At 60.5% G+C, this 19,602-nt stretch carries 14 protein-coding genes; 6 read left to right on the top strand and 8 right to left on the bottom strand.

The annotated features are described in order from the left end of the window. The first annotated feature begins 351 nt into the window (after window positions 1-351). The 3 genes from TU75_RS10480 to TU75_RS10470 all read left to right on the top strand — a co-directional run bounded on the left by TU75_RS10480 (window position 352) and on the right by TU75_RS10470 (window position 4,945). Window positions 352-1,575, top strand: a complete 1,224-nt coding sequence (locus TU75_RS10480) for a pectate lyase family protein (RefSeq protein WP_060548888.1) — start codon at window positions 352-354, stop codon at window positions 1,573-1,575. Next, window positions 1,575-3,161, top strand: coding sequence for a rhamnogalacturonan lyase B N-terminal domain-containing protein (locus TU75_RS10475; protein ID WP_060548887.1), 1,587 nt, complete (start codon window positions 1,575-1,577; stop codon window positions 3,159-3,161). Before TU75_RS10480 ends, TU75_RS10475 begins: the two co-directional genes overlap by 1 nt. Window positions 3,162-3,316: 155 nt before the next feature. Next, entirely contained in the window at window positions 3,317-4,945 is a 1,629-nt protein-coding gene (locus TU75_RS10470) for a methyl-accepting chemotaxis protein (protein WP_060548886.1), read from the top strand. Here TU75_RS10470 and TU75_RS10465 read toward each other — a convergent pair. Next, entirely contained in the window at window positions 4,935-6,248 is a 1,314-nt protein-coding gene (locus TU75_RS10465; protein WP_060548885.1) for an APC family permease, read from the bottom strand. The two genes, TU75_RS10470 and TU75_RS10465, sit on opposite strands and share 11 nt — an antisense overlap. Window positions 6,249-6,441: 193 nt before the next feature. Between TU75_RS10465 and TU75_RS10460 the strand changes: the two genes are divergently transcribed. Beyond that, entirely contained in the window at window positions 6,442-7,218 is a 777-nt protein-coding gene (locus tag TU75_RS10460; RefSeq protein ID WP_003235705.1) for a hypothetical protein, read from the top strand. Between the two features lie 91 nt (window positions 7,219-7,309). On the opposite strand, the gene TU75_RS10455 is transcribed toward TU75_RS10460, so the two are convergent. From TU75_RS10455 to TU75_RS10425, 7 genes are all read right to left on the bottom strand, one after another. After that, window positions 7,310-7,951 (bottom strand): glycoside hydrolase family 25 protein, encoded by a 642-nt coding sequence (locus tag TU75_RS10455; protein WP_060548883.1) that lies wholly within the window; start codon window positions 7,949-7,951, stop codon window positions 7,310-7,312. Window positions 7,952-8,130: 179 nt separating this feature from the next. Beyond that, window positions 8,131-9,768 carry an ABC transporter substrate-binding protein gene (locus TU75_RS10450; protein ID WP_060548882.1) on the bottom strand — a complete coding sequence of 546 codons (1,638 nt, stop codon included), beginning with the start codon at window positions 9,766-9,768 and terminating at the stop codon, window positions 8,131-8,133. Window positions 9,769-9,900: 132 nt separating this feature from the next. Further along, window positions 9,901-11,178 carry an NAD(P)/FAD-dependent oxidoreductase gene (locus TU75_RS10445; protein WP_060548881.1) on the bottom strand — a complete coding sequence of 426 codons (1,278 nt, stop codon included), beginning with the start codon at window positions 11,176-11,178 and terminating at the stop codon, window positions 9,901-9,903. A gap of 69 nt (window positions 11,179-11,247) precedes the next feature. After that, a complete protein-coding gene (locus tag TU75_RS10440) occupies window positions 11,248-12,129 on the bottom strand; it encodes a GNAT family N-acetyltransferase (protein WP_060548880.1) in 882 nt (293 codons plus the stop codon). Window positions 12,130-12,132: 3 nt separating this feature from the next. Continuing rightward, window positions 12,133-12,801 (bottom strand): haloacid dehalogenase type II, encoded by a 669-nt coding sequence (locus TU75_RS10435; protein WP_003235716.1) that lies wholly within the window; start codon window positions 12,799-12,801, stop codon window positions 12,133-12,135. Window positions 12,802-12,994: 193 nt separating this feature from the next. After that, a complete protein-coding gene (locus TU75_RS10430; protein WP_060548879.1) occupies window positions 12,995-14,350 on the bottom strand; it encodes an aspartate aminotransferase family protein in 1,356 nt (451 codons plus the stop codon). 25 nt (window positions 14,351-14,375) lie between these two features. Then, window positions 14,376-15,461 carry a phosphotransferase gene (locus TU75_RS10425; RefSeq protein ID WP_060548878.1) on the bottom strand — a complete coding sequence of 362 codons (1,086 nt, stop codon included), beginning with the start codon at window positions 15,459-15,461 and terminating at the stop codon, window positions 14,376-14,378. A 284-nt stretch (window positions 15,462-15,745) separates the two neighbouring features. Between TU75_RS10425 and TU75_RS10420 the strand changes: the two genes are divergently transcribed. Next, window positions 15,746-16,423, top strand: coding sequence for a GntR family transcriptional regulator (locus TU75_RS10420; protein ID WP_060548877.1), 678 nt, complete (start codon window positions 15,746-15,748; stop codon window positions 16,421-16,423). 392 nt (window positions 16,424-16,815) lie between these two features. Next, window positions 16,816-19,470 carry a winged helix-turn-helix domain-containing protein gene (locus tag TU75_RS10415; RefSeq protein WP_060548876.1) on the top strand — a complete coding sequence of 885 codons (2,655 nt, stop codon included), beginning with the start codon at window positions 16,816-16,818 and terminating at the stop codon, window positions 19,468-19,470. The last annotated feature ends 132 nt before the right edge of the window (window positions 19,471-19,602 follow it).

The raw sequence follows: 19,602 nt of genomic DNA, 5'->3' as shown, positions 1-19,602 counted from the left end.
GGCTTGGTGTGGCGAGCGGGCTTGCCCCGCGTTGGGGTGCGAAGCGCCCCCAATCCAGCAAAACGCGGTGTACCTGATACGGCTCAGGGCCTGGTTTTGGGGCTGCTGCGCAGCCCAACGCAGGACAAGCCTGCTCGCCACAGGGAATCAGCGCTTAACTGAACGGCATTGGGCAAGCCTGCTCGCCACGACAAGTCTGTTCAGCACAAAAAACCCGCTCGCCACAGCGCCAGTTTGCCCGCAACTGAACAACAGCTGAAGAACATCGCAATCGGTTTCAAACCATTTGATAAATCCCCCCGGGTATTTAGATGATGGCCGGCCTGCGGTAGGCCACTCAGGAACATGCCGATGATGCGTCGAAATTCGTTTGTGCTCTGCCTGTGTTTGCTGGCGGTGCCGCTGTGCCACGCCGCTGCGACGCCTCAGGGTTTTGCCCAAGGAGTCAGCGGCGGCGGACAGGCTGTCGCCGTGCACCCCGCCACCCCGGCCGAGTTGAAAAACGCTCTGTGTGACCGCTTCGATGCGCGAGGCAACTGCACCGACACCACGCCGCGCGTGATCGCCCTTGACCATACTTTCGATTTTCGCGGCTCAGTGGTCACCGATGGCAGCGCCCGGGTAACCGAGGCCGGCTGCATGGCCAACGCCTGCCCCAAAGGCGGCGGCCAGTGGGCCATCGACGGCGCCAACCATTTTTGCCAGTCCAAACCGCCGGCCACGGTGAGCTATGACAAGGCCGGCCTGCAGCGTCTGAAGGTCGGCTCGAACAAAACGCTGCTGGGCGTGGGCGCCCATGCCGGGATCCAGGGCATGGGCTTGTTGATTGGCGGCGGCGCGCACAATGTCATCGTGCGTAACCTGACCCTCTCGGACATCAACCCCCGTGTGGTCTGGGGCGGCGATGCGCTGACGCTGGACGATGCCGATGGCGTGTGGATCGACCATGACACCTTCGCGCGGATCGGCCGGCAGATGATCGTGAGCGGCTGGGGCAGCGCCACCCATGTGACGATTTCCAACAACGAATTCGACGGCCGCACGCCCTATTCGGCGACTTGTGACGGTCACCACTACTGGGTCTGGCTGTTTCTCGGTCACCACGACACCCTGACGCTGGCGGGCAACTACGTGCACGACACCTCGGGGCGTGCGCCTCATGCCGGCGGCATGGGCGGTGCCGAGGTGCGTGCGCAGCTGGTCAACAATGTGTTCGCCCACCTGACGTATCAGGGCGCGATCATGTCGCGCACCACCAGCGCCCATCTGCTGGTGGAAGGCAATGTCTTCGATGACGTGTCCCACCCGCTGTTCAACGACACCCGCCAGCCCGGCACCGCCTTCGCCCTCTTCGCCCCCGCCGCCGATAACACTTGCCAGGCCGCCATCGGCCGGCCCTGTGTGCCGAACCAGCAGCGCCAGAGTGGCGATGATTATCGCCCTCAGGACGCGGCGGCCCTGCAAGCGTTCAGTCAATACCGCCAGTACCTTGTGGCGCCGCAGCCGCCCGACAGGGTACGCCTGCATGTGCCCCGCGATGCTGGCGCCGGCCATATGACTCTGGAGAAAGGCTGATGCGACGTCTCATGCTGATCGTGCTGTGCACCCTGGCGGTTCAGGCTCACGCCGCCGGTTTCAGCTTCACCCGCAGTGACGCGCGCATCGTGGTCGACACCGACGCCAACCTGGTTTTCAGCGTGGACACGCGCAACGGCGACCTGGTCTCGATGCGCTATCGCGGCAACGAACTGCAGACCACCGAACCCAAGGCCTCGCAGATTGCTTCTGGACTCGGCAGCGCACAGGTGGAGGCGCACACCGTGGGCGATGTGATTGTGATCAGCGCGCGGGCGGGTGAGCTGATCCACTACTACCTGGCCAAAAAAGGACGCGCGGCGATCTACATGGCGACCTATGCGCCGGCCTTGCTGCCGGTGGGCGAGCTGCGCTTTGTGGCGCGGCTGAATGTCAACAAGCTGCCCAAGGCCGAGCGTGGCACCGATTCCAATGTCGGCACGGCCATCGAAGGCAAGGATGTGTTTTTGCTCGCCGATGGGCGCACCAGTTCCAAGTTCTATTCGGCGCAAGCGATGATCGATGACCCGCTGCACGGCGTCAAAGGCCCAGGTGTAGCGGTGTACATGCTGATGGGCAACCGCGAGCTGAGCGCGGGCGGCCCGTTCTTCAAGGACATCGCCACGCAGAAAACCCCGATCACCCACGAGCTGTACAACTACATGTTCTCCAACCATACCCAGACCGAGCCTTATCGCGGCGGCCTGCACGGTGTCTACGGGCTGCTGTTCACCGACGGTGACGCGCCCGACGCGGCATTGACCGACCTGGGGTTCGTCGACAACCGTCTGGGACTGGCCGGCTTTGTGGGCAGCACAGAACGCGGCGCCGTTGTCGGCCAGGTGGGCGGCGTGGCCTATGGACTGCCAGCGGTGGTGGGCTTGAGCAATGCCAACGCCCAATACTGGTCGCGGGCCGACGGCAGCGGGCGGTTTACGTTGACGGGGGTTCGGCCGGGGCAGTACCGCCTGACGCTTTATCAGGGTGAGCTTGAGGTGGCGCAGAGCACGGTGAATATCAACGCGGGCGCAACCACGCGCGCGCGCGTGCAGGCTCATGCTCTGGCCGGCCAGGTGAAATGGCAGATCGGCACACCCGATGGCACACCTGCCGGGTTTCTCAATGCCCATCTGCTGGCCTCTGCGCACCCCAGCGATACACGCATGACGCCATGGGCGCCCGTCACCTACAGCGTCGGCAGCAGCAGGCCCGACGCCTTCCCCGCCGCGCAGTGGCGCGACGTCAACAGCCCCACGCGCATCCAGTTCGTACTGGCCGCCAACGAGCTGCGCGCCTACCGCCTGCGCCTGTTCATCTCACTGGCCCAAGCTGGCGGGCGTCCCACGGTGAGCGTCAACCAGCAGTGGACAGCGCCCGTGCCCCAGGCGTCCAGCCAGCCTGACAGCCGTGGCATTACCCGTGGGACTTATCGGGGCAACAACACGGTGTTCGACGTCAGTGTTCCGGCAGCGGCTTTGCATGCGGGGCTCAATACACTGGAGATTGGCGTTGCATCAGGCAAAACCGGCCAGGGTTTTCTGAGCCCGGGCTTTGTGTTTGACAGCGCGCAATGGGTGCAGGAATGACGCCGGGGAATACCGAAACAATTGGACATCTAATTATTATTGACTAATTAAAAATACAAACTAACGAAACTATAATTGCGTGAGTACGTAAAGTTTCGAACAACCGTGTCGATATTAATTCCACGGGTGCAAGCGCCCACACCTGAGGAATTAACATGTTTTTGCGTAAACTAAATCTCGCGCCGCGTTCGGCTGTTTGTTTCGGTTTTTTCTGCCTGATCATTATTGCGATGGGAGTACTCGCTCTCAGGCAAGCCGGGCTGCTTAAAACAGCAGAGAAGTATGTCGAAACCAACGTATTGCCCAGCGTACAACTATTGGGCCAACTGGATCGCGAGTTTGTCACCATCCGGGGCAACAACGCCAGGGTGCGCAATCCGATCGAGCCTCAGGAGCGCCGGACCAAGGCCATCAGCGATATCCAGCAATCGCGGCAGTTGATCGATCAATATTCACAATCCCTGAAAAACTTTATTGTCACGCCTCGAGGTCAGGAAGCGTTTGCAAGGTTGCGCGAGTTTCAAGCTGATTACTTTAAAACCCAGGACAATTACCTCTCTCTAGTTAGCGCACAACAATTGGAAGGTGCAGTCGCCATCTCCAACGGGCCCATGAAAGAAGCGGCAGACAAAGTCGAAACCGCGCTGAAAAACCTTATCAGCATTAACCAGGACAAGGCGAAAAAAGCCGGACAAGACGCCGATGACGTTTATCAGCAAACACTGCTGATCGTCGGTGTGTTCCTGCTCCTGTCGATAACCGCCTCCTTACTGTTGGCCTGGCTTTATACCCGCAGCCTCACAGCGCCGATCAATCAATCCCTGCTGATGGCCCAACGCATCGCCGCCAATGACTTAAGCCAGCGCATTGATGTGGAGGGCTCCGACGAAGCGGCGCAGCTGTCAAAAGCCATTGCCACCATGCAGTCCAATCTGCGTGATGCCCTGGCGCTGATCGGCGACTCCTCCACGCAACTGGCGGCCACTTCCGAAGAAATGCACGCCGTGACCGAGGGCGCCTCGCGCACGATCCAGCGGCAGAACCATGAAATCGAAATGGCGGCCACCGCGGTGACCGAAATGACCGCCGCCGTGGAAGAAGTCGCCGGCAATGCGGCCACCACCTCCGAGCTGACCGCGCACTCCAGCTCGGCCGCCATCGCCGGGCGTAATCAGGTAAACGACACCGTCGCTGCCATTAATCTGATGGTCGCCAACGTGCAGTCCACCTCCGGTGAAGTGCAAGCGCTGGCAACCATGGCCAATGACATCAGCAAGGTGCTGGACGTGATCCGGGCGATTGCCGAGCAAACCAACTTGCTGGCCTTGAACGCCGCCATTGAAGCTGCGCGCGCCGGTGAAGCCGGTCGTGGCTTCGCGGTGGTGGCCGATGAAGTCAGGGCGCTGGCCCATCGCACGCAGAAATCCACCCAGGAAATCGAGCAGATGGTGAGCTCGATCCAGGCGGGCACGGGCAATGCGGTGTCGTCGATGAACCAGACCAGCGCTCAGGCCAGTCAAACCCTGGAAATGGCCAACGGTGCCGGTAAAGTGCTGGGCGACATCACCGACTCGCTGAGCCAGATCAACGAGCGCAACATGATGATCGCCACCGCCGCCGAGGAACAGGCCCAGGTCGCGCGGGAAGTGGATCGCAACCTAGTGAGTATCCGCGACCTGTCCAGCGAAGCTTCCGAAGGTTCGAACCAGACGGCGATTGCCACGGCCGAGCTGACCAAGCTGGCGACCGACCTCAATCAGTTGACCCGCCAGTTCAAGCTTTAGGCCGGGCCGCCAGCCGGTTGCAGCCGTACAACAGCATGCCCAACAGCAGCAGCGCCCCGCCCCGCAACCAGGTGTCGAGGCTCTGCTGGCTTAGGAGAAGCAGGCACGACACGATCGCCAGCACCGGCACCCAGGTGGGCACGCGGAAGTGGTCGACGTCGAGGGTGTCACGGCGCAGCACCAGCACCGCCAGATTAGTGCTCAGAAACACAAAGAGCAGCAACAGCACCACCGTCTGCGCCAGCGCCGCCAGGGTGCCGGTCAACGTCAGTGCGATAGCCACCAGGCTGCTGGCGATGATTGCCACCCACGGCGTACGCCGCTTGGGCAGCACCCGCGACAGCGGCTCGGGCAGCAGGCCCAGGCGCGCCATGCCGTAGGTCAGGCGGCTGGCCATGATCATGGTCAACAGCGCGCCGTTGGCCACCGCCACCAGGGCAATGAACGCAAACAGTTTGGGCGGGATGTTCAAGCCTGACGCGCGCACCACTTCCAGCAACGGCGCCGAGGTTGCCATCAGCCTGTCCATCGGCAGCACGGTGGACGCGGCGACACCTACCGCCATGTAAACGATGCCGGCCGTCACCAGCGCGCCGAACAGCGCACGCGGATAGACCTTGCGCACGTCACGGATTTCTTCGGCGAGGTTGGCCGATGTCTCAAAGCCAACGAACGAGTAGAACGCCAGCAGCGCCGCGCCAAGCACGGCAAGCATCGGGTTGATGCCGGGCTTGAACTCGAAGGCGCGGCCCAGGTTGGCTTCGCCCGACTGGAAACACCAGGCGGCCGCGACCACCACCAGCAATAGCCCGGACAGTTCAATCGCCGTCATGAGCATGTTGGCGCCCAGCGACTCCTTGATGCCGCGCGCATTGAGCAACGCAATCACCAGCAGAAAAATCAACGCAGCCAGATGCGGCGAGATATCGATGAACGCTGCCAGGTAGTCGCCGGCAAACGCCAGCGAAAGCCCGGCGGCGCTGGTCACCGCTGCGGCGAGCATGCTGAAGCCCACCAGAAAGGAAATCAGCGGCGACTTGAAGGCCTTCTCGGCGAACACCGACGCGGCGCCCGCGTGCGGGTACTTGGTCACCAGCTCCGCGTAGGAGCCGGCCGTGAGCATGGCAAAAAACAGCGCCACCAGCAGCGGCACCCAGATCGCCCCGCCCACCTCCCCCGCAATGGTGCCGGCCAGCGCATAGACACCGGCGCCGAGCACGTCACCCAGGATGAACAGAAACAGCATCGGACCGGTAATGGCCCGGCGCAGGGACGGTTTGGAGCGACTGGGGGATTGGGTCATGGGCGGCTCTGGCGGCGGGTTGTGAAGTATTCCCTGTGGAGGACGGTTGCACCGTTGAAGTTCCGTCAGCGTGCCAGTGTTGCGGGCAACTGCGGCTCATCCGTGCAGTTCGTCGCCTCATCTCGCGCGATGACCACACTACGACTACTGTATGAATGAACAGCAAAAAACACCTCACTTAAGGATAAGTATCATGACCGACGATCTGAAGCAGTCAGGCTCCAGTACCACATCGCAGACCACCGTCTCACTGGAACAGGCCAAGGCCGGCAGGGTGCTGGAGTTCACCTGGGCCCCCAACGCCAACACCACCACCACCATCCTCTCGGCGGACTGTGTCGACTATCGGGTCGACACCTCCCAGGGCAGCCCGACGGGCAACAGCCACTCCATTGCGCGGCTTACCTATGTGCAGGGCAACGGCGGCGGCCAGATCGGTACGCTGTATCTCGAAGAACTGCGCACGGGCGTACGCACCAACACCCAGATCGGGCTGATGGTCGGTCGCAAATGGGTGTTTGACTCCGATGCCGACACCGCCGGCAGCATCGGCACCTATGTGGTCGAACAATTTGATGACATGCGCGCCAGCGTCAATTACGTGGGCGCCTTCGCCCGCGTGTTCGCCGACCCCAGGATGGTGACCTACCACGCCGGTGGCCACGTGCACACCAATACCTCGATCACCGGCAGCCGCTCCCTGACCATGGCCGATTCAGGCAAATCGATTCTGGTCATCAGCAACACCGACGTCACCCTGACGATAGGTGAGGAAGTGACCGAAGGGTTCAAGGTGACGCTGATCCAGGCCGCCGCCGGCAAGATCAACCTCGCCGCCGCGGGCGATCATACGCTGTACAGCAATGCCGGCAGCCGTATGAACACGCTCAATCCGCTGGACGAACTGGAAATCAGCACCTTCCCCGCAGGCCCGGTGTTTCTGGCCTTTCGGGTCAGGCCTGCTGCTTAGCGGTCGATAGAGCGCTGGCAAGGAGGGCAACAGGCGCTAATCTTCCCGCAGCAGACAACGGCCCACATAAGCGCCGTTGTGCTGCTTGCGATCAAAGCCTGACCCAATTCAGATCCACTGCCCCATGGATCCCGTCAACCTGCCCCTTGCTGCTGTGCTGCCACCATTGCCAGCTCTTGCCCTGCTTGCTCCATGTTGACGGAACTGTAGGTTCGGCGACGTTCCAGTTGGCGATCCACAGCGGGCATTCGCTAAAGTCGTATCTGTGCCAGGCCACGTGGCTGTTCCAGATGTTGGGCGAGGCATAAATATGCGGATAAGCCCCCTCCAGCAGCGAAACCCGAACAAGCGTAACCAACTGGTACAGGGCATCCGCCATCTGATCCGCAGTGGCGCCTTCGTTGCGATTGGTCTCGACATCAATGGCCAAAATGTCCTGCCCGAGCTTGAAGTCCACCTCGGCAAGGCGCGCCTTGATATTGGCCAGTTGCTCACAGGGCGTGCTGCTCAACGCACGGAAATAGTGGTAAACCCCGGCCTTCAAGCCGTTCGCCTTCATCCCCTGGAAGTTCTCGACAAATTTGGGATCGGTGTAGTCGCCGCCCTCGGTCATTTTCGCTATCGCATGGGTGATACCGGCGCCCGCCACACGCAACCAGTCGACGTTGCCCTGCCAGCGCGAGACATCAATGCCGCGTGCATTTTCCCGATTGTTCGACTCTTCACAACTCATCTCTGCGCTCCATAGTGGGTATCTGGTCGGCGCATCTTTTCATGCTCGATCAGCCCAGATGCACTATCGGATTACCGCTTCCTGGACGACGCCGAGTCGACGTTCAGGGTCACGCCCGCAGCCATCTCAATCGCCACAGGCGCTCACGCACAGCGGTTATACCGATATCGCTGCCGCGATCAGGCATCCAGCCAGACTTGCTCGGCGAACATATAGCCCATGAAGCCGCCCAGCGGATTGGCGCCATAGCCTTTGACGCGCTGGTCGACACCGTCAATGTTGCTGATGAACACCGGTACGCCAATGCCGCAATGATCGTGCACCAGTGTCTGCATGTCCGCGTACATGTTGCCGCGCTTGGCGTCGTCGGTTTCGGCACGGGCCAGCAGCAGTAACTGGTCGAATTGCTCGTTCTTCCAGGCGGACTCGTTCCATGGGGCGTTCGACTTGAAGAACTGCGAAAACATCACGTCGGCGTTCGGCCGTGGGTTGATGTTGCCGAACGTCAGCGGGTGCTTGGCCCAGTGGTTGCTCCAGTAACCATCACTTGGCATGCGGTTGACGTCGAGCTTGAGCCCGGCCTGTTTCGCCGATTGTTGCAGCAGCACCGCCATCTCCACCGAGCCGGTGGCTGCGGGCGATGCGAACAGCGGCATGGTGATGCTCTCCATGCCGGCTTTCTTCAGCAGGAATTTGGCTTTTTCCGGGTCGTAGGCGCGTTGCGGCAGCGCGGTATTGAAGTAACGCGCGCTGGGCGCAATCGGATGATCGTTGCCGACCACGGCGAAGCCCCTGAACACGGCGGATACGACCTGCTCTCGGTCCAGCAGGTATTTCATCGCCAGGGTGAAGTCCGGATTCTGACCTGGCAGTTGATCCTGCCGGATGATCAGGTCGGTGTAGTTGCCCGACGGTGATGAAATGACTTTATGCGTGTTGCTGGCCTTGATGCGTACGGTGGAGCGCGGGTCGACTTCGTTGGTGATATGCACATCGCCCGAAAGCAACGCGTTGATCCTTGAAGGCTCGTCGGCAATGCCGATGAATTCGATTTCATCCAGGTAGGGCAAACCCGGTTTCCAGTATTGGGTATTGCGCACGGCAATCGAGCGCACGCCGGGCTTGAACTCCTTGACCTTGAACGGCCCCGTGCCGATCCCTAGGTTAAAGTCGGTGGTGCCTTCAGGCACGATCAGGAAGTGCGACACCGCAAGAATCGACATCAGCTCGGCGTTCGGGCCACTGAGGCGGATCTGCACTTCGTTCTGACCGACCGCCTTGATCTCGCTGAACTGCTCTGCCAGCGACAAAACTTTGGAGCCCGAGATAGGGTCTTTGTGCCGCAACAACGAAAACACCACGTCGGCCGCGGTAAGAGGCTTGCCGTTGTGGAAGGTCACCTCTTTTCTCAGGGTGATCACCCAGAGCGTGGCATCGGTTGTCTCAAAGCGCTCGGCCAACTCCAGCTGCGGCACCATGTGGCTGTCGAAACGCGTCAGCCCGTTATAGAACATGTAATGGCGCGTGTAGTCGGTAGAGCCGGAGCCCTTGGCCGGGTCGAGGGTGTCGGCGGTGGAGCTGTTCATGCCGGCGACGCGGATCCGTCCACCGGGCTTGCCTTTGACCGGGGCTGCTGCCTCATCGGCGAACAGCTTGCCGGCGGCGCCGAAAAGGCTACCGGCCCCGGCGGCGGCGACACCGGCGAGTCCCAGCATCTGCAGCGTTCTGCGTCGAGAGACATCACGATTCAGACTTTCGAAGACGCGCAGACTTTCCTGGCCACTGATCAGTTGGGAGTCGATTTCGGTGTCGGTCATTTCAGTTGTACCTGTCGAAAAATGAGAAAAACGGCGTGTCCCGACGGAGCGGAACGTCCTTTCAAACGCGAACGACGGTGATGCCAACATCAATGTAACTAGCGTGCAGCGTGCAACAATTCAGGTCGCGGCTCAGCGCACCAGATCCTGAAACCGGTAATAGGCCCCCACCAACGGCAGAAACCATGGGTTGCCGAAGTGACCGGGAATGGCAGGCCAGTTGAAGTCCCGCCATGGATTGAGGTCGGCGCGGCCATCGAGCACCTCGGCCATGATCGCGCCCATGTAGGTCGCCATATGCGTGCCGTGGCCGCTGTAACCCATGGAATAGAACAACCCGTCGTGCTCACCGGCGCGGGGCAGCCGGTCGCGGGTCATGTCCACCATGCCTCCCCAGCAGTAGTCAATGCGCGTACCGCTCAGCTCAGGGAAGATATCGATCAGCGCTTTTTGCAGGATGACGCCGCTTTTCGCATCGGAGGCAGGGTTGGACGTGGCAAAGCGCGCACGGCCACCGAACAACAAACGATTGTCGGGCGTGATCCGAAAGTAGTTAACGAAGTTTTTCGTATCGGTGTACATGCGCCGGCTCGGCACCAGACGGTGGAGCAACTCGGCGGACAAGGGCTCGGTGACAATGATGAAGGCCCCCACCGGTACGATGCGTCGCCGAAACCAGGAAAGCGGCCCCACCGCCGACGTGCCGGTCGCCAGCAGCACCTGCTTGGCACGCACCTCGCCGCGTGGCGTCTTCACCTGATGCACGGTGCCTGTCTGACGCGACAGGCCAAGCACCGGCGCCTGCTCGTAGATGCGCACGCCACGCCGGGCGGCAGCCTCGGCGAGCCCCTGACCATAGCGACCCACATGCATGCCGGCACTTTTACCGAAGAGCAGGCCGCCAAAATAACGGTCGGTACCGACTTCGCCGCTCAACTGCTCGCGCGTCAGCATGGAGGTATCGGGGTCGCACTCCTGTTCCATGAGCGCCTGGGATCGGGCCAGCTTGTCGAAGTGCTCAGGCTTTGCCGCCAGTTTTAGCTTGCCGACGCGCTTGAAGCTGCAGTCAATGTTCTCCTCTGTGATCAGTGACTCCACTTTACTGACGCCGGCGTCAAAGGCGCGGTACAGCAGGTTCGCGCGCTCGCGGCCAATAGCGGTCGATAACGCGTGGTAGTCCTGCGCAAAGCCGTTGTTACACATGCCGCCATTGCGTCCGGAGGCTGCGTTGCCGACCAGGCCGGCCTCGAACACCGCGACTTTTGCGCCCTTTTTGGCCAGCGCGATAGCTGCAGACAGGCCGGTAAACCCGGCACCAACGATTGCCACGTCAACCTCACCACTGGGCGCGTCACGTTCACCCGCGGCAAACCTGGGAGCGGTATCCAGCCAATAGGGCATCATCTTCATACGCAACATCCATCCTCTGAGGGTAAGTGAGCCATTCGCGCCATGCAGGCTTTGCAGCAGTTACCGGGGTCAGCCAATCGACTGGTTGGACAGGGCAAACAAATGCGCATCCGTTTCAGCCGTGTTCGGGAAAGTGTGCGTGGTGCGCACCATGGGTTTCGCATGACCCACGCAGGGCAAGCCGTTCTCGCTCAACCAGGGTGACAAGCCGCTGTCTTCGGTCACGTCGATGCGAATGAAACGATCTCGATGAGCCTGCGCGAGTGCGGCGATTAGCGCTTTGGCATCCGGCACTGCCGCTGGCCCACTGGCGATCACCGGACCGATCACCACACCACGGCCCCATTCGCGCGCGCAGGCATAAGCCGCCACGCCATCACCGTAATCAACGACGAGGAGGATACCGATGTCGAACAAGTGACTTAACAATGCGCTGCGATCCCTGCCGGTGGCAGCCCGGTCCAGCTGTCGCACCGACGGCTCATCCTCGACCTGCATGACCCTGACATGCGCCCCATCATGGGCGGCAAACTGAGACGCCTGCTCCAGCAACGCCTGATGCTGATAAATCTGCCCATGGGCGATGAACCCCAGCCGGGTATACAGCGCCAGGCCCTCTTGAGTGGAGTTGAGTATCAGCGTTCGCTCACCGGTGCGCTGCAGCAGACCGTCCATCAGCGCGCGCCCGATGCCCTTGCCCTGCATGGCTGACGACACAATGATCATGCCTACCGTGGCGTGGCTTTCGCCTTGCGGCCACCACAGTGCAGTGCCCACCAGTCGGCCCTCGGCCTCCACGGCGAGACCGGTGCCGAGCTCAAAGGCAAAGCGCCAGTCAGCCTCACGGTACGGCCACGCCAAGGCGCGTGACAGATCGACCGCCTGCGACAGATGATCTGCGCGCAAGGGCATCAATTGAGGGTCCGCTGATGCGGCATGCAGGGTTTTCATGGGCTAGAGTCCGACCAGGCCAGGCAGCCCGCCAATATCCGGGATCTGGTGGTAGCCAAAGGCAGCGTTCGCCGGCTGTTCATGGCCACGGGCAACGAATGCCTTGTGCTTGATCTTCATGTCATGGGCAGACATCAGGTCGTAGCGAAAACTTGAGGACACATGCAACACGTCCTCCGGCCCACAGCCCAGGTTATCGAGCATGAATTCGAATGCAGCCAGGCGAGGCTTATAGGCCTGCGCCTGTTGGGCGGTAAAGACTTTATGGAAGGGGGCGCCGAGTTTGTCGACGTTGTGCATGATCTGCTCGTCCATGGCGTTGGAAAAAATCACCAGGGGGATCTTGTCGGCAATCTTGGCCAGCCCTGCGGGTACGTCAGCGTGTGGGCCCCAGGTCGGCACGGCGTCGTAGTACAGCTGGCCTTCGTCGCGATATTCAATGCCCCAGCGCTTGCACGTATGCGCCAGGGCCGTCTTGAGAATCTCGTCATAGGGACGCCAGTCGCCCATCACCTGGTCCAGCCGATGGGCAGCGAAGTCTTTGATGAACTGATCCATCCGCTCGGTGGGGACGCGATCGGCGAAAAACTCGCGGGTCAAGGCGGCGGTTTTGAAATTGGTCAACGTGCCGTAGCAGTCGAAAGTAATGTACTTGGGGCGAAGAAAGCTCATGAATGCAGTCCTGAATGAGTAATGAGGTCGCAACGGGTCAAGCCTTTACTCGGTGCACACGGCGGTTTGTGATGGATTTATTGGAACACCACGACGCCCTGCAAACCGATTGAAAGTAACGTTTAACTGGTACAAAACACTGTTTGAGAGGCCTGCTCCGGCAGACTTTGCCGAGGCAGCCGGCGTGCGCTTTTTACAACGCAGCGAACGCGCTCTCCAGAGCGTCAAGCAGCCGTCCCACCTCCCTGTCAGTCCAGATCAGGGGTGGGCGAATTTTGAGGATGCTGGCGTCGGGTCCCGTGGCGGAGATGAGCACACGCTTTTCACGTAAATGGTTGACCAGCCGCAGTGCGGTTTTCATATCGGGGGTTTTGCTGCTCCGGTCTGTGACCAACTCAACGGCGAAGTACATGCCCGTGCCGCGTACATCGCCAATCTGCTCATAGCGCGCGGCCAGGTCTCTGAGACCTGCCAGGATCAGTCCGCCGATGCGGTTGGCGTTGAGCATGAGCTGCTCTTGCTGGATGACGTCGAGGGTGGCCTGGGCGGCAGCAATGGCCACGCTGTTACCGCCAAAGGTGTTGAAATAACGCATGTCACGGCCAAAGCTTTCGACCACCTGCGGGCGCACCATCAACCCGGCAACGGGGTAGCCGTTACCCATGGGTTTGCCCATGGTGATGATGTCCGGTGCAACGCCGTGGCGCTGATGGCCCCAAAAATGCGTGCCGCTGCGACCAAATCCCGACTGAACCTCATCGGCGATAAACAGGCCGCCGGCCTTGCGCACCACGTCGGCAATCGGCCCGAACACGTCCACCGGGTCACAGAACAGGCCATCGGACGAAAACAGGCAGTCGGCAATGAAGGCAGCGACGCCACCGCCATGGCGCTGAATATCCTGAATCTGTGCACTGACCTGGTCGGCCATATAACGACCCAATGCTTCACGCGGGATACGGTAGGAATCCGGTGCGGGCACGCGTCGCACATAGGGGTCGAGTTTGGCATTGGCCCCCAGCGACGGCGAAAAGGCGGCCACCGTTGCCGAATTGCCGTGGTACGCCTCGGAGGTGACGATGACGCCCGTATGCCCAGTGTGATGGCGTGCAATGCGGATGGCCAGATCGTTGGCTTCCGAACCGCTGCAGGTAAACATCATCTGACCGTCGGCCGCCATCTCGCCGTCTGCGGTAGCGCGCAGCTGCTCGGCATAATCAAGAATCCCTTCCTGCATGTACCGGGTGTGGCTGCACAAGGTCGTCATTTGCTGGGTGATTGCGGCGACAACGCGCGGATGGCAATGCCCTACCGACACCACATTATTGTAGGCGTCCAGGTAATCGTTACCGTCCTTGTCGTAAAGGTAGGCGCCCTTGGCGCGGACAACGCCTACCGGCTCGTTATAGAACAACCGATAGCCCGGCCCCAGCAGGTTGGAGCGCCGCTGTATATGCTCACGCGCCGCAGCGTCCAGGTGCTCGGTATGGGCCGGGTTGAAGCCATTGGGCATATCACCACGGACAGCCTCGATTTTTGAATTACTCATTTGAATCCTCACTCGCAAGGACGAATCAATCGGCGAAGGACAGCAGAAGCTCTGACAGGTGTGACGGTGAATGGCGAAGTATCCAGTCAAGCTGAGCCAGGCCTGGCGCAGCATTCCTGAGGATGTAGGCGCTGTTGTGCGGAAAAAGCTGCGATCTCCAGGTCGTCAGTAACGCCCTGGTGACCAGGCGCGCCATGACCAGATGGGGGATAAGGGAGAGTTCTTCGGCGGTCAGATCGGCGACACGCAGATACCCTCTCAGCACATCGTTTGCCGGGGCGAAGATATCCACGTCGTTGCCTGCGCCCACCACGCCCAGCTGGTTCATCATTGCGGTGGAAACATCAATGGCAATGGCCGTTTTGACGGTGTCACCGAAATCGATAATGCCGCTGACAGACTTCGGGTTGTGCGGGTCAATGACGATGTTTGAGGCATTGAAGTCGTTATGCAGCACCTGCTTGCGACAACCGCCAATCAGGCCCTCGATGTCCAGGAACCGATTGAGTGCGTTTCCCAGCAACTGCCGAAGCGCGAGCTCGGGCACGTAGCGCATCAAGGGCTCAAGCGTGCCCAGATGCTGAACATCCCAGCACACTGTTCGCGACTCGCCCGGGTGGGCAAAGCCGGCAGTGGCCAACCTGAGGCGTGCAAGCATTTCGCCGATGTGCTCGCGAACTTCAGCGTTCGCACAGGTTTTATCCAGGGGCATGCCCGGCAGAAAACTCATCAGCCTCACGTGCCGGACATCGCCATTGGCCGCCGCAATGGGCGTCAGGTACTCCCCCTGCAGCGACTGATGCACCCTGGGAACCGGAAGCTCAGGAGCCACATGCCCTATGTGACGCATGACTTCAATTTGCAGCGAGAGCTCAACCGGCACTTCCCGGGGGTTGGAGATTTTAAGAACGCAGGATGTTCCGTCAGCCGTGTCACAGCGGAATGTGTCGTCTTTTTCGGTCGAAAAGCGCGTCAGAGCGGCGTTGATCCCGAAATGATCCTGCAGAATCCGCCCGCCCTCCTCTAACGAAATCGGGGTAAAAGGGGCCGCCAGATCGCCCTGCAATGCCGCAAGGCCGTCAGTATCCACACCCTTTCGCATCTTTTGCATCGCTGAACTCCAGGCCTTGGAAGGCGATGTGCAGCAGCCTTCGATGGAGCAATATTGTGCTACAACTTTTTAATTTTAAAGGGGTAAAAATACGAACGCCCTGAAATAAAGACTTGAAAAACCTATAACTAATTGTATTTAAACAGAAATAATTAAATTAATATTTTTATGGATTTAGTAATTGTTGAACAATTATCCGATCCACCCATGACATCACTGGTGCGCTATCCCCATCACGTATTAGAATCGCCTTCAGCCGAGCCTCCACCCTGGTCTTGCATAAAATGAATTTTCTTAACACGCACATCGAAACGTCCACCGCCACCCTGTCGGCGGTAGAGGTGTTGGCTGCCAAGCTCAAAGCCAGGATCCTGAACGGTGATTTCGAGCCAGGTGAGTTTCTGCGGGACATCAAAATGGCGGAGGAATACGAAGTCGCTCGCAACACGTTCCGCAGCGCTGCCCAGTTGCTTGTGTCATTCGGCTTGCTGCTGAAGGTGCCGCATCGCGGCTTTTGCATACCCGAGTTCGGGCCGAACGAAATCGTGGACATCGCCAGGTTGCGGGGAGTGCTGGAAACCGAAGCGGTGCGCATGATTATTCTGAGCGGCGTGATCCCACCCGACGCACTGGATGCCGTGGAAAAGTTGCGGCAAACCTCGGCGGATGCACCCCGTTCAGAAGTGGTGATGGCCGATGGCGACTTTCACCGGGCAATTATCCGTGCCAGCGGCAGCCCGCGATTGCAGCGAAGCTACGCCATGCTGGAGAGCGAGATCGAATTGCTGCTGGTGCTGCAACAACCCTGCTATGAAGACCCCAAGGATATCGTCGCCGACCACGAGCACTTGATAGAGTGCTTGCGCAGCCGGGATTTCGAGACGGCTCGGGCAGCCTTCGTCGAGCACTGGGAGGATTTGAGTACGAAGCTGTTACGCGCGAATTTCGAGAGTCGGCAGTGAGCGTTATCTTGACCATCGCCTACGCGGGATTGGTGTTCTCAGCCAGCGGCTGCAGCGCTTCATCGTGTTCATGAGACCGCTATCGTCCGCCATGGCGCCCATGGCTCACAGCGCTTTTCCCGCATTACCACAACGATCAACCTCCAGTGCCTCCTGGAAAACCAATTGAACAAAACGCCCCTCCATAAAGATTCAGAAAATTCCTTCACCGTGCGTAGGACATGCATACAAACCGCTCTATGACTGAGCATCGCGCCTGCACATGCCCACCAGCATTTTCCTGGATGCCACAGACGCCTTGAAAGAATAAACATTCCGTAACCCATCAGATCCCCGCTACCAGGCTATTGCTGATAACTCCTTCAGCTACTTTCTGCACGAGCCTGTTCGTCATGACGTATGACTCCTCTTGCACCTTGCCCCAGGATTGGCGCTGGGTCGGCAAACTGACGCCGCCGCTGACGTTATTGACCTCAATGCCGCGTCAGGCCCTGTTGGCCTCGTTAAAATCCCGGATTCAGGGCCCGCTGGTGCTGGTGATCGCGCCGCCCGGTTATGGAAAAACCACGCTATTGATGCAATGGCGTCAGCAGCTGCTGCGCCTTTCTTGCGCCACGCCAGTCGCCTGGTTATCCCTCGATGAGGCGGATACGGAACCCAATCGTTTTCTCGCGTATTTGATCCTTGCACTTGACCACGCGGGTATTGATCTAGGCCATTTGCGCACACTGGCTGAGTGCCAGTCGCTGGATACCCAGCCACACCGCACTATCACCGCCCTGCTCCATGCCCTGGCGCGAGAAAACCGGCAGGTCACGCTGCTGCTGGACGATTACCACAGTGCGGCAAACGCGCAGCTCGATCATCTGGTGCAAACCCTGCTGGAGCAGGCCGCCCCCTGGCTGCAGTGGGTAGTGGCCAGTCGTACACGACCCAGATGGCCGCTGGCGCGCTGGAAAACCATGGGCTGGGTGCATGAAGTGTCAGCGCGCGAGTTGACCCTTTCGCAGGCAGAAACTCACAGTATTTTTGGCTCAGACCTTTCACAACCCGACCTGCAGCATCTGCATGAAACCACCGAAGGCTGGGCTGTAGCCGTGCAATTGGCCCGGCTATGGCGAGCCAGCGATAACGGCTCGCTGTGCACCTTGAAAGAGTTCTCCGGACGGGTGAGCGATATGGCCGCGTACCTGACCGAACAAGTGGTTGAACGCTTGCCGTTGGACTGCCAATCCTTTCTGCTCGACACCGCGCTGCTTGAACGCTTCAATGCAGGATTCGCCGATGCGGTTCGGTCGCGTGGGGACAGCGCGCAGTTGCTGGCGCAATTGAGCCACCTGGACGCGCTGCTGGTACCGTTGGACGCCGGGCGCCAGTGGTTTCGTTACCATCGCTTGTTGCGTGACTTCCTGAGCCTGAGGATTGACGCCCGGGATGCCCGGCGGATTCACCGCTGCGCCGCCCAATGGCTGGCCCGGGAACGCGACTGGGTACAGGCCGTCAGCCATGCATTACGCGCCGACGACAGCGCGCTCGCGGTCAGCCTGGTGGTGCGTGCGGGGGGATGGGAGACCGTTCTGCACCACGGCATCCGCTACACGCAAAGCCTGCTGCAGCAGTTCGACAAACCCACCCTGCGCGACGATCCCGACCTTCTACTGTTACAGGCCTATCTGCACGCCAAACTCGGCGATCATGTGCTGGCAGCGCACTTGCTGCAGCTGGCGCGTGGGCTCATCGATAACAATCGACGCCTGGCGCGGGACTTTTATGTCGTCCAGACGCTGGTAAACGCTTACTCCGATTATTTTGCAGACGACTCGGCCGAGGCGTTTGATCTACAGCAGCTGCGCGCAGACGAGGTCCTGACCCAGGCCACGCTCGAATGCGTGCACACCCTGAAAGCCCTGACACGCGGCGATCTGCCCGGCGCGCTGGACACAATCCGCGCAGCGCATGACAAGATGCGCCTGATCAACAATCCACGCGGCGAAAACTATTGTCGTGTGCATGAGGCCCAGGCGCTCACCCTGGCGGGGAACATTCAACCGTCAAGCCGGATGGTCGACGAGGCCCTGGCGCTGACGAACGACCATTTTGGCAGTGAAAGCTCCGTCAGGGCGCTGGCGGGCTGCCTCAAGGCACAGCACCTGTATTTGCAGGGCGCCTGGGCTGAAACCACACCGTGGCTGCGTGACGGCTGGGCCGCTGTCGAACACACCGACGGTTGGCTGGACATTGCTGCGGTGACCGCCGAAGTCGCGTGGCGCACGGCGTTGCGGGCGCAAGGCGTGCATGCGGCGTTGGGTGAACTGGAAAAGGTCAATCAGCTGGCCACCGCGCGCAACTGGCAGCGACTGATACGCCTGGTCAGCGCCTGGCGGGTGGATGTGCTGGTGCAGGGCGGATCGCTGGTGCAGGGTCGCCAGGAAGCATTGCGTACCGACCTGGAAGGCGTGGCGAGCAACAGGGCGGATTGGCGCAATCACGAAGCCGCCACCCTGGCGCTGGCCCGGTTGCAACTGGCTACCGGGAGTTCAAGCGCCGCATTGAGCCGCCTCAAACGCGCAAGCGAGATTCTGCAGGAAAAAGGCTTATGCTTGCCCACCTGGCGCCTGCAAATACTGACCCTGGCGGCTTATCGCAATGGTCAGCCAGTAGAACCGCTCAGCGACCTGATGCCACCGCTGGCGCCCGTCATTCAACACGCCATCCCGGGCCTGCTGCTTGAAGCCGGCCCCTGCCTGCTGCCCGCCCTGGAAGCCTGTCCGGATCGTTTCCCCGGCCAGGCCGCCATCCTCACGCGCTTGCGCGGTTGGCGGGCGCACCCGGCACGCCCGCGCCTGCACCTTAGCGGCAAGGAAACCCATCTGCTCACATTGCTGGGCAACGGGCAATCCAACAAAGCCATTGCACAGGCCCTGGACATCTCGGAAAACACCGTAAAATTTCATCTCAAGCATATATTTTCCAAACTTTCAGTGGACAACCGCACCGCCGCGATCAGCGCGGCCTTGCGTCTTGGCGTGCTTGATCCGCCGCTCTGAGCCACCCCGCTACCCATCCGGGTAGGCCGCAAGACAAAACCCCTGCGACCTACCCTCACCGCCCGTGGCGACGCACGCCTGTGCGCACCTAGCATCGGTCCTGGCAGCGCAGGCCTTCACTGTCGGCGGCCT

The organism is Pseudomonas poae (assembly GCF_001439785.1).
GTDB classification, from domain to species: Bacteria; Pseudomonadota; Gammaproteobacteria; order Pseudomonadales; family Pseudomonadaceae; genus Aquipseudomonas; species Aquipseudomonas poae.
This window is presented reverse-complemented; position numbering and strand designations above follow the sequence as displayed.

Bases quoted from the DNA above. Each gene is read 5' to 3' on its own strand.
- TU75_RS10435 (WP_003235716.1), bottom strand. From the start codon at position 12,801: ATGAGCTTTCTTCGCCCCAAGTACATTACTTTCGACTGCTACGGCACG.
- TU75_RS10430 (WP_060548879.1), bottom strand. From the start codon at position 14,350: ATGAGTAATTCAAAAATCGAGGCTGTCCGTGGTGATATGCCCAATGGC.
- TU75_RS10450 (WP_060548882.1), bottom strand. From the start codon at position 9,768: ATGACCGACACCGAAATCGACTCCCAACTGATCAGTGGCCAGGAAAGT.
- TU75_RS10465 (WP_060548885.1), bottom strand. From the start codon at position 6,248: ATGACCCAATCCCCCAGTCGCTCCAAACCGTCCCTGCGCCGGGCCATT.
- TU75_RS10445 (WP_060548881.1), bottom strand. From the start codon at position 11,178: ATGAAGATGATGCCCTATTGGCTGGATACCGCTCCCAGGTTTGCCGCG.
- TU75_RS10425 (WP_060548878.1), bottom strand. From the start codon at position 15,461: ATGCAAAAGATGCGAAAGGGTGTGGATACTGACGGCCTTGCGGCATTG.
- TU75_RS10480 (WP_060548888.1), top strand. From the start codon at position 352: ATGATGCGTCGAAATTCGTTTGTGCTCTGCCTGTGTTTGCTGGCGGTG.
- TU75_RS10460 (WP_003235705.1), top strand. From the start codon at position 6,442: ATGACCGACGATCTGAAGCAGTCAGGCTCCAGTACCACATCGCAGACC.
- TU75_RS10475 (WP_060548887.1), top strand. From the start codon at position 1,575: ATGCGACGTCTCATGCTGATCGTGCTGTGCACCCTGGCGGTTCAGGCT.
- TU75_RS10470 (WP_060548886.1), top strand. From the start codon at position 3,317: ATGTTTTTGCGTAAACTAAATCTCGCGCCGCGTTCGGCTGTTTGTTTC.
- TU75_RS10455 (WP_060548883.1), bottom strand. From the start codon at position 7,951: ATGAGTTGTGAAGAGTCGAACAATCGGGAAAATGCACGCGGCATTGAT.
- TU75_RS10440 (WP_060548880.1), bottom strand. From the start codon at position 12,129: ATGAAAACCCTGCATGCCGCATCAGCGGACCCTCAATTGATGCCCTTG.
- TU75_RS10420 (WP_060548877.1), top strand. From the start codon at position 15,746: ATGAATTTTCTTAACACGCACATCGAAACGTCCACCGCCACCCTGTCG.
- TU75_RS10415 (WP_060548876.1), top strand. From the start codon at position 16,816: ATGACGTATGACTCCTCTTGCACCTTGCCCCAGGATTGGCGCTGGGTC.